Raw genomic sequence first — 12842 nt, forward strand, 5'->3', positions numbered from 1 at the left:
TCACATGACAACGGCCGTCGCCCCGTCGATGTCCACGACGTCGACCTGGCTGCCGGGCTCGAAGACCTGGTCGGAGTCGAGTGTGCGGGCCGACCAGACCTCGCCGGCGAGCTTGATGCGGCCGCCGGAGGCCGATACCCGTTCCAGCACGACCGCCTGACGTCCTTTGAGGGCGTCGATGCCGCTGGCGTGCCCTGGCTGTCCGGCCCGGTGTCTGGCTGCGATCGGGCGCACGACGGCGATCAGCGCGACCGAGACCAGGACGAAGACCAGAACCTGGGCGACGATCCCGCCGCCGAGGGCGGCGACGGCCGATGCGGCCACCGCCCCGACGGCGAACATTCCGAATTCGGGCATCGCGGTCAGGACGAGGGGGATGCCCAGCCCCACCGCGCCGATCAGCCACCACACCCATGCGTCGATGTCCACATGGTCATCGTAGGACTGTCGGTGCGTCACCGACAGGGCGCACGGGTGGCCAACTCCGGTGCACGGCCCGCCGATCGTGGCGCGGGGGCCTGTTGGCACCCGGCAGGGGGGCCGTGCGCGGCGGAGCCGGGGTCAGGAGAGCGGCAGGCCGTGGGCGGTGTAGCGGTCGCCGGTGTGCTCGACGATGAGCGGCAGTCCGAAGCAGAGGGAGAGGTTGCGGGAGCTGAGCTCCGTCTCCATGGGACCGGCCGCGAGGATCTTGCCCTGGCGGATCATCAGGACGTGGGTGAACCCGGGCGCGATCTCCTCGACATGGTGGGTGACCATGATCATGGAGGGGGCGAACGGGTCGCGGGCGAGGCGGCCGAGGCGGCGTACGAGGTCCTCGCGCCCGCCGAGGTCGAGCCCGGCGGCGGGCTCGTCCAGGAGCAGCAGTTCGGGGTCGGTCATCATGGCGCGGGCGATCAGGGTGCGCTTGCGCTCTCCTTCGGAGAGCGTGCCGAACCTGCGGTCCAGGTACTCGGTCATGCCGAGGCGGTCGAGGAAGGCGCGGGCGCGCTCCTCGTCGACGGCTTCGTAGTTCTCGTGCCAGGTGGCGGTCATGCCGTACGCGGCGGTGAGGACCGTCTGCAGCACCGTCTGGCGCTTGGGCAGCTTGTCGGCCATCGCCACGCCCGCCATGCCGATCCGGGGGCGGAGCTCGAAGACGTCGGTGCCGACGCCGCCGAGCCGCTCACCGAGGACGGTGGCCGTTCCGGTGCTCGGGAAGAGATAGCTGGAGGCGAGGTTGAGGAGGGTCGTCTTGCCGGCGCCGTTGGGGCCCAGGATGACCCAGCGCTCCCCCTCCTTGACCGACCAGGAGACATCGTCCACCAGAGCGCGTCCGTCGCGGACCACGGATACGTCCACCAGCTCCAGTACATCGCTCATGGCGCGTTGTCTCCCCATGCAGTCTCGTCGATCGTCGCGTGCCGGTGGGCACGGCTCCCAAGGGAAAACCTACGCCACCGCGCGAGTGCTTCAGGCGTGAGGGCCGTTCCCAGGCGTTGCCTAGGCTGTCGGCATGCTTGTCGAACCACGTTCAGGGTTGTTGGCCGCTTGGGGAAACGCGCTTCTGGCGGGACTCGTCTCGCCGGACGAGGCGGCCCTCGCGATTGTCGGACAGGACGCGGTGCACCGCGTCGACGGACTGCCGGGTGAGGCGGGGCCGGTCGGGCTCACGCTGGCGCTCGGCCGGCTGAGGGGGCTGGGGGCGACCGGGTTCCGGGTGGCGCTGCCGGTGCCGGGGCATCCGCTGGGGCTGAGCGGCCCGCCCGATTTCAACGCGCGGGCGCTGGAGGCGGAGGAGGCGGTGGTCGCGTACGGGGTGCCGTACGGGCTGGTGCCGGAGGTCACCGAGGCGGGGCCGGCCGGGGATCTGCACGTGGAGGTGGTGTGGCGGGTGCTGCCGGTACGGGAGGCGCCGCCCGCGGACGTGCCGTCGCTGGGCGAGGCGGAGCGGGAGCTGGCGGAGGCGTTGCGGGATGCGACGGCGGTGCTGTCGCGGCTGGACGTGGCCGGTTCCGGGCCGGTGGCGGAGGCCGCGGTGGACGCGTACCGGGCGCGGGCGGAGCGGGGGCGGGAGGTGCTGGCGCCCGGCTATCCGCCGCGGGCGGTGCGGGTGCTGGAGATGGCGCAGCGGGTGGGGCTGCTGGTCTCGGTGGCGTACGAGAACGGGCACGGTGGTGCGGTGAGCGCGTCCGAGATCGCGGCGCGGGGGGAGGCGCTGCGGCCGGTGGAGCGGGTGGCTCGGCGGGCTCAGGTGGCGGCGTACAACGCGTATGTGGAGGGCGGGGAGGTTCGCCGGTAGACGTGCGGGGCTCTGTCGTCAAGCGCCGGACGGGCTGGTGTGGTGCGCCCGGCGGGGGGAGGAGGGTCCTTACCCCGCCGCTCCGTTGCGTACCGCCCACAGCGCCGCCTGGGTCCGGTCGGCCACGTCGAGCTTCATCAGGATGTTCGACACATGCGTCTTGACCGTCTTCTCCGAGAGGACGAACGCGCGGGCGATCTCGCGGTTCGAACGCCCGTCCGCGATGAGGCCGAGGACTTCGCGTTCCCGCTCGGTGAGCGTGCTCCCCCGGCCCGTGCCGGTGCCTGTGTCCTCCTGGGCCAGCAGCGCGCCGGCGACCTCCGGCTGGAGCAGGACGTGACCGGCGTGGACCGAGCGGATCGCCCCGGCCAGGGCGTCCGGGTCGACGTCCTTGTAGACGTAGCCGGAGGCTCCGGCGCGCAGGGCGGGGACCACGGTGCGCTGTTCGGTGAAGCTGGTGACGATGAGGACCTTGGCGGGGTTGTCGAGCTCCCGGAGGCGGCGCAGGGCCTCGATGCCGTCGGTGCCGGGCATCTTGATGTCCATCAGCACGATGTCGGGGCGGAGCTCCTCGGTCCGGGCCACGCCCTCCGCGCCGTCGGACGCCTCGCCGACGACCTCTATGTCCTCCTGGATCTCCAGGAACGTACGCAGTCCTCGGCGGACCACCTGATGGTCGTCGACCAGCAGCACCCTGATGATCTTGTCAGCCACCGGGGACCTCCATCTCTATCGTGGCGCCCTTGCCGGGCTCCGAGGCAACGGTGAGTCGGCCGCCGACGCTGTTCGCCCGGTGGCGCATGGAGACGAGGCCGAGATGGCGGCCCGCCCGCCGGACGGCGGTGGGGTCGAAGCCGCTTCCGTCGTCGGTGACGCGCAGGACGGTGTCGGTGCCGCGCCGGGTCAGGGTGACGCTCACGTGCTCCGCGCCGGAGTGGCGCAGGGCGTTGTGGAGGGCCTCCTGCGCGACCCGGAGCAGTGCCTCCTCCTGGGCTGCGGGCAGCGCGCGCACTCCCCGGCTCTCGAAGGCGACCTCGGCGGCGTGCGCCCGGTCCAGGACCTGGATCTGGGTGCGGAGGGTGGCGATGAGCCCGTCCTCGTCGAGGGCGGCGGGGCGCAGTTCCACGACGGCGGCCCGCAACTCGTCGATCGCCTCGGCGGCGAGGGCGGCGACCTGCTGGAGTTCGCCCTTGGCGCGGGCCGGGTCGCGGTCGACGAGGGCGGTGGCGGCCTGGGCGGTGAGGCGGAGCGAGAACAGCTTCTGGCTGACCGCGTCGTGCAGTTCGTGGGCCAGGCGGGAGCGTTCCTCGGCGATGGTCAGCTCGCGGCTGCGTTCGTAGAGCCGGGCGTTGGTCAGGGCGATCGCCGCGTGCTGGGCGAGGATCGAGAGCAGTTCCTCGTCCTCGGCGGTGAAGCCGCAACCGCCCCCGGGCCGGGGACACAGTTTGTTGGCGAGGAACAGCGCTCCGATGATCTCGTCGCCGTCCGTGATGGGCAGGCCGAGGAAGTCGGACATGTCGGGGTGGGCTTCGGGCCAGCCCTCGAAGCGCGGGTCCTCGCGGACGTCGGCGAGGCGTTCGGGCTTCGCCTGGTGGAGCATCGAGGCGAGGATGCCGTGCTGGCGGGGCAGCGGGCCGATGGCCTTCCACTGTTCGTCGCTGACGCCGTCGACCACGAACTGGGCGAAGCCGCCGTGGTCGTCCGGGACGCCGAGGGCCGCGTACTGGGCGTCGAGCAGTTCACGGGCGGAGGCGACGATCGTCTTGAGGACGTCGCCCACTTCGAGGTGCCTGCTCATGGCGAGGAGCGCGGCACTCACCGCGGCGAGGCCCGACGGTGGGCGATGGCTCATGGGATCACCGTACCGGCGGGGACCGCGCGGTCGTATCGGGCCGGGGTCGGGGGTGGGCGTGCGGGTGGCCCAGGTCCGGGCGGCGGCCGCCTCGGCCGAAGGTCGTAGGACCGCCCGGGCCCACGCCGTACTACCGGGTGCCGGGTGCTCCTGCGGCACCCGGCCGAGGCGCGGTGCGAACAGGGCTTCCCGCCGTGGGATCACCGGGGTCTCCCGGCGGCAGCCGAGGGTACGGACGAGCGGGACCGTCGCCCTGCCGGTCGCGGTGATCACGGGTGGTTCGCGAGGTCCGGGGCGCGAGGGTCCGCGTCGTGGGTACGAGGCGGCGCGGCGGGAGGGGGACCCCCGTATGAGTTCAGGGACGTCCACCTCGTCCCGTCGGACGAGGAACATGACGCTCCGGATTGCTTCAGCAACGAGACGTAAGGCCGTCGGGTCGTCGATGTGAGCCCAGGCATAGGGCCCATGTCACTTACGAACGCACCTAGTGGGCACATAAGGGCGATTTGAGCAGGCATGAGCAGGGGTCAATTCGGACGAACGGGACCTGGCTCCACTACCCTGCTTCGTACGTCACACCTTTGCCACACGATTTTGCTGCCGCTAAGAATTGCTCTCGTCCCCGACGGAGGTACGCATCACCGCCTCCGGTCTCGTCCTCCGTGAGGACACCCTGAGCATTCGAAGAGGTAGCCCTACATGTCTGCGACTCGCATACCCAGCCGTGTCCGTCGTCTGAACAAGGTCCAGAAGATCTCCGTGGCCGGTGTGTCGGCCCTGGGCGTCGCCGCCCTGACCTTCTCGCTCGTCCCGTCGAACGCCGAGGCCGAGGTCGCCCCGCAGGCAGGCGCAGCCGCCGCGCCCGTGGCCTTCACCAACGCCGCGGGCTCCGCCCAGGCCAAGACCGTGCAGAACAGCATGCTTGAGCAGCACGCCACCGCCGAGCAGCTGGTGAAGGCCGCCGACGCCGCCAAGGCGAAGGCCGCTGCCGAGACCAAGGCCAAGGCCGCGAAGGCGAAGGCCGCGTCCGAGGCGAAGGCCAAGGCCGCCGCCGAGGCGAAGGACAAGGCCGAGAAGGCCGCCAAGGCCGAGGCAGACGCGAAGAAGCGCGCGTCCGAGAAGGCCAACCGCTCCACCGCGCGCAAGCCCGTCTACGCCAACAACCTGGACGGCTGGATCCGCGAGGCCATGGCGATCATGAAGAAGGAAGGCATCCCCGGCTCCTACGAGGGGATCCACCGCAACATCATCCGGGAGTCCAGCGGTAACCGCTGGGCGATCAACAACTGGGACATCAACGCCCGCAACGGCGTCCCGTCCAAGGGTCTGCTCCAGGTGATCCAGCCGACCTTCGACCGCTACCACGTGGCGGGCACCAAGAAGGACCTGTACGACCCGGTCGCCAACATCGTCGCCGCCTGCAACTACGCGGCCGACCGCTACGGCTCCATGGACAACGTCGACAGCGCGTACTGAGCCGCTCGGCCCAGCCGGACACGACGCAGCGGCCGGCACCCCCGCGGGGGTGCCGGCCGCTGCGTCGTGTCCGGTGCCTACTTGCGCATGACCTCGGGCTCGTGGCGGCGCAGCAGGCGCGCGACCGCGAAGCCGCAGATCACGCCGAGCGCGAGCAGCACGGTGATGTTGATGCCCCACTGGCTCGCGGTGTGCTCCCACAGCGGGTCGAGGTCGGTGGGGTTCTTCGGGTCCCACGGCGGCATCAGGTGCGCCAGGTCCAGCGTGGTGCCGGCCGCGGCCATCGCCCAGCGGGACGGCATCAGCCAGGCGAACTGCTCCAGGCCGGGCGAACCGTACACCTGGAAGAGCACGCCGGTGAAGACGACCTGGACGATCGCGAACATGACCAGCAGCGGCATGGTCTTCTCGGAGGTCTTCACCAGCGAGGAGATGACCAGACCGAACATCATCGAGGTGAACCCCAGCGCGATGATCGAGAGGCAGATCTCGACGGCCGGCGGCATGATCAGGCCCTCCGCCGGCAGATCGCGGGTGGCGAAGCCGATGCCGCAGATGATCACGCCCTGGAAGGCCGTGATCACGCCGAGGACGATCACCTTGGACATCAGGTAGGCGGAGCGGGACAGACCGGTGGCCCGCTCCCGTTCGTAGATGACCCGTTCCTTGATCAGCTCTCGTACGGAGTTGGCGGCGCCGGAGAAGCACATGCCGACCGCGAGGATCAGCATGATCGTTCCGGCCTTGCCGTTGAACCGGGACGGCGGGTCGGGCTCGGCGAGGCCGAACTCCGCCGGGATGACCACGCTGACCACGCCCAGCACGGCGGGCAGGATCAGCATCAGGCCCATGAAGCCCTTGTCGGACGCGATGACGGAGGAGTATCTCCGGATCAGCGTCCACAGCTGCGCCATCCAGCCCTGCGGCTTCGGCGGGCGCATCTGCTGCGGCGGCGGCATGTTGACCGGCTGGGCCGCGACCGCGTCGATGTCGGCGGCGTACATCTGGTAGTGCTGCGAACCGCGCCAGCGGCCCGCCCAGTCGTAGTCGCGGTAGTTCTCGAAGGCGGAGAAGACGTCGGCCCAGCTGGTGTAGCCGAAGAAGTTCAGCGCTTCCTCCGGCGGACCGAAGTAGGCGACGGAACCGCCGGGGGCCATCACGAGGAGCTTGTCGCAGATCGCCAGCTCGGCGACCGAGTGCGTGACCACGAGCACCGTACGGCCGTCGTCGGCGAGGCCGCGCAGCAGCTGCATGACATCGCGGTCCATGCCCGGGTCGAGGCCGGAGGTCGGCTCGTCCAGGAAGATCAGCGAAGGCTTGGTGAGCAGCTCCAGGGCGACCGAGACGCGCTTGCGCTGGCCGCCGGAGAGCGAGGTGATCTTCTTGTCCTTGTGGATGTCGAGCTTGAGCTCGGCGAGGACCTCGGTGATCCGGGACTGGCGCTCGGCCTCGGTGGTGTCCGCGGGGAAGCGGAGCTTGGCCGCGTACTTGAGGGCCTTGGTGACGGTCAGTTCCTTGTGCAGGATGTCGTCCTGCGGGACCAGACCGATGCGCTGGCGCAGCTCGGCGAACTGCTTGTACAGGTTCCGGTTGTCGTAGAGGACGTCACCCTGGTTGGCGGGCCGGTAGCCGGTGAGCGCCTTGAGCAGGGTGGACTTTCCGGAACCGGACGGGCCGATGACCGCGATGAGCGACTTCTCCGGGACGCCGAAGGAGACGTCCTTGAGGATCTGCTTCCCGCCGTCGACCGTCACCGTGAGGTGGCGGGCGGAGAAGGAGACCTCACCGGTGTCGACGAACTCTTCCAGCCGGTCCCCGACCAGCCGGAACGTCGAGTGGCCGACGCCGACGATGTCGTTCGGGCCGATGAGCGCGGAGCCGGACTTGTGGAGCGGCAGACCGTTGACGTACGTACCGTTGTGTGAGCCGAGGTCGCGGATCTCGAAGCGGCCGTCGGGTGTCGCGTGGAACTCGGCGTGGTTGCGGGAGACCTGGAGGTCGGAGACGACCAGCTCGTTCTCCAGCGCACGGCCGATGCGCATGACCCGGCCGAGGGCCAGCTGGTGGAACGTGGTCGGGCTGCGGTCGCCGTAGACCGGCGGCGCCCCCGCGGCACCGCCCTGTCCCGGCCCGGCCGGATGCCCGGGGCTCTGCTGGTGCGGCACCTTCTGCTGCGGAGGCTGCTGCTGCGGCGCTTGCGGCTGCTGCTGCCAGGCCTGCTGCGGGGCAGGGGCCTGGTGCTGAGCGGGAGCCTGATACTGAGCAGGGGCCTGGTGCTGAGCGGGAGCCTGATGTGCGGGCGCCTGCTGTCCGTGCCAGCCCGCGACGCCCGCCTGGGGCTGCTGGTGGGGTTGCTGCACGGGGGCCTGCTGAGCACCGGCCGCGTGCCCTCCGGGGACTCCGGCGGGGCTGAGACTCACCCGGGGCCCGTCGGTGGCGTTGCCCAGGTGCAGCACCGATCCGGGGCCGATTTCCACCTGTTGGATCCGCTGTCCCTGCAGATAAGTGCCGTTGGTGCTGCCGTGGTCCTCGATGAACCAACTACGGCCGCTCCAGCTGATCGTGGCATGCCGCCACGACACCCTGGCATCGTCGATCGCCAGGTCGCCCTGCGGATCACGCCCCAGGGTGTACGACCTGGACGGATCGAGCGTCCAGGTGTTGCCATTCAATTCCAGTACGAGTTCCGGCACTCCGCGCCCCACTAGTTGTCCCCCGTGTTACCCCCGTCGCAGGGAGTCTAGGGATGCTGAACATCGTGGGGAACTATTCCAGGACCAGTCCCCGATCCGAAAGTCGGGCGGGTGAAGACCGCGCGGAGACCTGCGCGAACACCCCGCTACCGGGGGGCGAAACAGGTACGGAACGGATGAAGTCCTGATGAAGGCCGGGTTACCGCCCAGATAACGCTTATCGACCGTATAACGGTGGATACGAGGCAGCCGAGAAGCCGGGGCGCAAGACCCGTACCGGCCAGATCCGCGCCACCCTTGCGCCCCCGGCCCGAACCGCCGCCCGGCGGCGCGGACGGTACCGGGGCGATTCCGTCCGGCACTCGGGACGGGCGACCGGAGGGGGCGGTGGGACCGATACGGTGGGAACACCATGAGCGCATCTCAGCCACCTCAGCCCCTCGCGTCTTCTGAGCCCCCTGAGCCCCGTCGGGTCGACGGTCCCGGCGACGGAATCCCTCCCGGCGGCGACGCACCCACGCTTCTCGTCAAGATCTTCGGCAAGGACCGTCCCGGCATCACCGCCGGGCTCTTCGACACCCTCGCCGCGTACGCGGTCGACGTCGTGGACATCGAGCAGGTCGTCACCCGGGGCCGCATCGTGCTGTGCGCTCTGGTCACCTCCCCCACCGCGGGCGGGACCACCGAGGGCGATCTGCGGGCGACCGTGCACAGCTGGGCCGACTCCCTGACGCTGCAGGCGGAGATCATCTCCGGCATCGGCGACAACCGTCCACGCGGTGACGGCCGTTCCCATGTGACGGTGCTGGGGCACCCCCTGACCGCGGAGTCGACCGCCGCCATAGCGGCCACCATCACCTCGACCGGCGGGAACATCGACCGTATCTTCCGGCTGGCGAAGTACCCGGTCACCGCCGTCGAGTTCGCGGTCTCGGGGACCGGGACCGCGAAACTGCGGACCGCGCTGGCGACCGGGGCAGCGGAGATCGGCGTGGACGTCGCGGTGGTCTCGGCCGGGCTGAGCCGCCGCGCCCAGCGGCTGGTGGTCATGGACGTCGACTCCACACTGATCCAGGACGAGGTGATCGAGCTCTTCGCCGCGCACGCGGGCTGCGAGAAGCAGGTCGCCGAGGTGACCGAGCAGGCGATGCGCGGTGAGCTGGACTTCGAACAGTCGCTGCACGCGCGGGTCGCGCTGCTGGCCGGCCTGGACGCCTCGGTGGTGGACAAGGTCCGCACCGAGGTACGGCTCACCCCCGGCGCCCGCACCCTGATCCGTACGCTGAAGCGGCTCGGCTACCAGGTCGGCGTCGTCTCCGGCGGCTTCACCCAGGTCACGGACGATCTGAAGGAACGTCTCGGCCTCGACTTCGCCTCGGCCAACACCCTGGAAGTGGTGGACGGCAAGTTCACCGGCCGGGTCGTCGGCGAGGTGGTGGACCGGGCGGGCAAGGCGCGGCTGCTGCGGAGTTTCGCCGAGCAGGCGGGGGTGCCACTGGCGCAGACGGTGGCGATCGGGGACGGGGCGAACGATCTCGACATGCTGAACACCGCCGGGCTCGGCGTCGCGTTCAACGCGAAGCCGATGGTCCGCGAGGCGGCGCACACCGCGGTGAACGTGCCGTTCCTGGACACCGTGCTCTATCTGCTCGGCATCACCCGCGAAGAGGTCGAGGCGGCGGACGGTCTCGTCGACTGACGGCCCCGGGCCCGGGTCGCCGGCTCCGGGATCGCGGAACAGTGTCCCGGGGGCGTAGATACAGTCGTACGCGGTCGTAGCGGCCGTACAGGGCCGCACTCGGCGGTCGTACGCGGTCGTACGCGGTCGCGTACGGAAGGGCCCCGGCACGGAATCCGTGCCGGGGCCCCGCGCGTTCATGTGTGCGGCGGTACCGGGCGTTCAGCCGTTCGGCGCCCGGTACGAGGTTCAGTCGTTCGGCGCCCGGTACACGGTTCAGTCGTTCGGCGTCCAGTACTCGGTGAGTTTGCCCGCCCCGTGCTCCACGCTCTTCCAGGAGCCGGGGAACTCCACCACGGCATAGGCGGCTGTGGGGAAGCCGTCCCGGGTCATGCGGGCCAGGGTGTCGCCCTCCGCCGATCCCGAGAGGGCGTCGGCGGCCCCGTGCATCCCGGGATTGTGACCGATGACCAGGAGGTTGCGCACCTCGTCCGAGGTCTCGTTGAACAGCGCGATCAGTTCACCGAGGGAGGCCTCGTACAGCCTCTCCTCGTAGACGGTCCGGGGTCGTCGGGAGAATTCATGGACCGCCAGCTTCCAGGTCTCCCGCGTCCTCGCGGCACTGGAGCAGAGGGCCAGATCGAAATCGATGCCGGAATCGGCGAGCCTGCGGCCGGCCACGGGCGCGTCCTTGCGGCCGCGCTCGGCCAGCGGGCGCTCATGATCGGAAGCCTGTGACCATTCCGCCTTGGCATGCCGGAGAAGGACGATCCTGCGAGGTGTCTCGACGCTCATACACCTCAGCTTCGCATGAAAGGCGGCCTCGGGCGCAGGGTGTTGACGTGCTCGTCCGAGGAGTTGGCACGCGGCTCGGGGCTGCCTCGCTCAGCGGAACAGCAGCTGGAGGGTCCGCTCGATCAGCTGTCCGAGCGCGGGGTCGCCGGTGGTGGCGGCCTGGGCCTGTCCGGGGCTGAGGATCATCAGCAGCAGTGCGGCGAACGCCACGGCGGGGAGGGCCACGGCCCACCAGGGCAGTCGGATCTCGACACCGTCCGCGACCGGTCGGTGGGACCTCGTGTGCGTCGGTGCCGGCATGTCCGCCTCCGTCAAGTCATCGGGTCGTCACCCAAGAACCTACGGACCGGAGGCGGCCCGTCCCATCCGGTGACCCACCCACTTCACCCTGACCCTGACCCCCTAGGGGAAGGGGGTGCTAGCCCCACCCCTCGGGGCCCTCAAGGGTCCTCGGGCGTCAGGGCGAGGCGATCGTGGCGATCACACCGATGACGACGGTGATGAGGAGCATCGCCCCGAACACGAGGAGAAGCTTCTTCTGGCCGTTCTGGGGATTCGGATCGAGCACTGGCATGAGGTCAGTGTCGCATCTCAGCATTCGTCCTCGATCGTCCGGTCCCGGCCCGCGAGGATCCCGGCCACCATCTGGGGAATCATGAGGCCCGCCATCAGCGCGATCGGCAGCCCCCAGCCGCCGCTGTGCTGGTAGAGCACGCCGACGAGCAGGGGGCCGGGGATCGAGATCAGGTAGCCGGTGGACTGGGCGAAGGCGGAGAGCCGGACCACGCCCGCGCCCGACCGGGCCCGCATGCCGATCATGGTGAGGGCGAGGGGGAAGGCGCAGTTGGCCACCCCGAGGAGGAGGGCCCAGGCCCAGGCCCCGGCGGCGGGGGCGAGGTAGAGCCCGCCGTAACCGATGAGGCCGCACAGGCCGAGGGCGACGACGATGGGGCCCTGCTGCTTGAGCCGGGAGGCGACCCGGGGGATGACGAAGGCGAGCGGGACGCCCATCGCCATGGTGACCGCGAGCAGGAGTCCGGCCGTGCCGGCGGAGACCCCGGCGTCACGGAAGATCTGCGGCATCCAGCCCATGGTGATGTAGGCGGCGGTCGCCTGGAGCCCGAAGAAGCAGGCGAGGCCCCACGCGGTGCGGCTGCGGGTGATCCGGAGGGCGGGCGCTTCCGCGACGGCCCGACCCGGGGCGGACGGACCCGGGGCGGATCGGTCCGAGGCGGACGGGCCGGGGGCCGGCTGGCCGGGGGCCGGGGTGCGGTCGCGTACGAGGACGATCCAGGGCAGCACCGCGACGGCGGCGAGGACGGCCCAGACGACCAGGCCCGCCTGCCAGTCGCCGCCCAGCGCCCCGGTGACGGGAACGGTGACGGCGGCGGCCAGCGCGGTACCGAGGGCCAGGGCCATGGAGTAGAGGCCGGTCATGGTGCCGACGCGGTCGGGGAACCAGCGCTTGACGATCACCGGCATCAGGATGTTGCTGACGGCGATGCCCATCAGCGCCAGGGCGCTGGCGGCCAGGAACCCGGCGGTGGAGCCGATGTACGGGCGGATCACCAGGCCCGCCGCGATGGCGGCCATACCCGCGCAGACCACGGCGCCCGCGCCGAAGCGGCGGGCCAGGCGCGGCGCCATGATCCCGAAGACCGCGAAGCAGAGCGGCGGTACGGAGGTGAGGACGCCGGCCACGCTCCCGCTCATGTGCAGCCCTTCGCGGACCTCTTCGAGGAGGGCGCCGAGGCTGGTGATGGCGGGGCGGAGGTTCAGTGCGGCCAGGACGAGTCCCACGGCGATGAGGCGCAGCAGCCAGGGCGCGGGTGGCTCGCCCTCGCCGGGGAGCCGCTGGGCGCGGAGGTCCTGCGAGGTGCGCGCGGCGGAGCCGCGGTTCAGGGTCGGGGTCTGCGTATCGTCGTCCGGCATAGGGCCATCATAGAATCATGGGATGATTAGTTGTCCACTCCGTCTTCTCCCCTGATCCTGGGGCCTCCCGTCCCCCCGGCTCCCGGGGCCTCCTGGGAGAATCCGGCCGTACACCTTCTTCGGCCGCCCCTTCCCGGG

12 protein-coding genes are annotated in these 12842 nt (G+C 70.6%); 3 read left to right on the top strand and 9 right to left on the bottom strand.

Translation table 11 applies throughout. The annotated features are described in order from the left end of the window. Positions 1 to 429, bottom strand: a complete 429-nt coding sequence (locus PSQ21_RS05675) for an NfeD family protein (RefSeq protein ID WP_274029303.1) — start codon at positions 427 to 429, stop codon at positions 1 to 3. A gap of 132 nt (positions 430 to 561) precedes the next feature. Beyond that, complete coding sequence (locus PSQ21_RS05680) at positions 562 to 1359, bottom strand: ABC transporter ATP-binding protein (RefSeq protein WP_274029304.1); 798 nt, start codon at positions 1357 to 1359, stop codon at positions 562 to 564. 133 nt (positions 1360 to 1492) lie between these two features. Here PSQ21_RS05680 and PSQ21_RS05685 point away from each other — a divergent pair, with 133 nt between their 5' ends. Beyond that, positions 1493 to 2278 (top strand): hypothetical protein, encoded by a 786-nt coding sequence (locus PSQ21_RS05685; RefSeq protein ID WP_274029305.1) that lies wholly within the window; start codon positions 1493 to 1495, stop codon positions 2276 to 2278. 69 nt (positions 2279 to 2347) lie between these two features. On the opposite strand, the gene PSQ21_RS05690 is transcribed toward PSQ21_RS05685, so the two are convergent. Beyond that, a complete protein-coding gene (locus tag PSQ21_RS05690) occupies positions 2348 to 2992 on the bottom strand; it encodes a response regulator (protein ID WP_274029306.1) in 645 nt (214 codons plus the stop codon). Next, entirely contained in the window at positions 2985 to 4130 is a 1146-nt protein-coding gene (locus PSQ21_RS05695) for a GAF domain-containing sensor histidine kinase (protein WP_274029307.1), read from the bottom strand. Before PSQ21_RS05695 ends, PSQ21_RS05690 begins: the two co-directional genes overlap by 8 nt. A 699-nt stretch (positions 4131 to 4829) precedes the next feature. Here PSQ21_RS05695 and PSQ21_RS05700 point away from each other — a divergent pair. Beyond that, on the top strand, positions 4830 to 5606 hold the full coding sequence (locus PSQ21_RS05700; RefSeq protein ID WP_274029308.1) for a transglycosylase SLT domain-containing protein: 777 nt from the start codon (positions 4830 to 4832) through the stop codon (positions 5604 to 5606). Positions 5607 to 5683: 77 nt separating this feature from the next. On the opposite strand, the gene PSQ21_RS05705 is transcribed toward PSQ21_RS05700, so the two are convergent. Then, a complete protein-coding gene (locus PSQ21_RS05705; protein WP_274029309.1) occupies positions 5684 to 8311 on the bottom strand; it encodes an ABC transporter ATP-binding protein/permease in 2628 nt (875 codons plus the stop codon). 400 nt (positions 8312 to 8711) lie between these two features. On the opposite strand from PSQ21_RS05705, the gene serB reads away from it, so the two are divergent. After that, the gene (serB, locus tag PSQ21_RS05710) at positions 8712 to 9998 is read left to right on the top strand and encodes a phosphoserine phosphatase SerB (protein ID WP_274029310.1); all 1287 of its coding nucleotides are present in this window, start codon (positions 8712 to 8714) and stop codon (positions 9996 to 9998) included. A gap of 255 nt (positions 9999 to 10253) precedes the next feature. Here the strand turns inward: serB and PSQ21_RS05715 are convergent, their stop codons facing one another. From PSQ21_RS05715 to PSQ21_RS05730, 4 genes are all read right to left on the bottom strand, one after another. Continuing rightward, a complete protein-coding gene (locus PSQ21_RS05715; protein ID WP_097869595.1) occupies positions 10254 to 10772 on the bottom strand; it encodes a SixA phosphatase family protein in 519 nt (172 codons plus the stop codon). 90 nt (positions 10773 to 10862) lie between these two features. Then, positions 10863 to 11072, bottom strand: coding sequence for a hypothetical protein (locus tag PSQ21_RS05720; RefSeq protein ID WP_274029311.1), 210 nt, complete (start codon positions 11070 to 11072; stop codon positions 10863 to 10865). A gap of 157 nt (positions 11073 to 11229) precedes the next feature. Further along, positions 11230 to 11346, bottom strand: coding sequence for an SGM_5486 family transporter-associated protein (locus PSQ21_RS05725; RefSeq protein ID WP_007446146.1), 117 nt, complete (start codon positions 11344 to 11346; stop codon positions 11230 to 11232). Positions 11347 to 11363: 17 nt separating this feature from the next. Further along, positions 11364 to 12704, bottom strand: coding sequence for a CynX/NimT family MFS transporter (locus tag PSQ21_RS05730; protein ID WP_274029312.1), 1341 nt, complete (start codon positions 12702 to 12704; stop codon positions 11364 to 11366). Between the last annotated feature and the right edge of the window lie 138 nt (positions 12705 to 12842).

Origin of the sequence: Streptomyces sp. MMBL 11-1, assembly GCF_028622875.1 — a bacterium.
Classification (GTDB): Bacteria; Actinomycetota; Actinomycetes; order Streptomycetales; family Streptomycetaceae; genus Streptomyces.

Bases quoted from the DNA above. Each gene is read 5' to 3' on its own strand.
- PSQ21_RS05680 (WP_274029304.1), bottom strand. From the start codon at position 1,359: ATGAGCGATGTACTGGAGCTGGTGGACGTATCCGTGGTCCGCGACGGA.
- PSQ21_RS05685 (WP_274029305.1), top strand. From the start codon at position 1,493: ATGCTTGTCGAACCACGTTCAGGGTTGTTGGCCGCTTGGGGAAACGCG.
- PSQ21_RS05695 (WP_274029307.1), bottom strand. From the start codon at position 4,130: ATGAGCCATCGCCCACCGTCGGGCCTCGCCGCGGTGAGTGCCGCGCTC.
- PSQ21_RS05700 (WP_274029308.1), top strand. From the start codon at position 4,830: ATGTCTGCGACTCGCATACCCAGCCGTGTCCGTCGTCTGAACAAGGTC.
- serB (WP_274029310.1), top strand. From the start codon at position 8,712: ATGAGCGCATCTCAGCCACCTCAGCCCCTCGCGTCTTCTGAGCCCCCT.
- PSQ21_RS05715 (WP_097869595.1), bottom strand. From the start codon at position 10,772: ATGAGCGTCGAGACACCTCGCAGGATCGTCCTTCTCCGGCATGCCAAG.
- PSQ21_RS05720 (WP_274029311.1), bottom strand. From the start codon at position 11,072: ATGCCGGCACCGACGCACACGAGGTCCCACCGACCGGTCGCGGACGGT.
- PSQ21_RS05725 (WP_007446146.1), bottom strand. From the start codon at position 11,346: ATGCCAGTGCTCGATCCGAATCCCCAGAACGGCCAGAAGAAGCTTCTC.
- PSQ21_RS05730 (WP_274029312.1), bottom strand. From the start codon at position 12,704: ATGCCGGACGACGATACGCAGACCCCGACCCTGAACCGCGGCTCCGCC.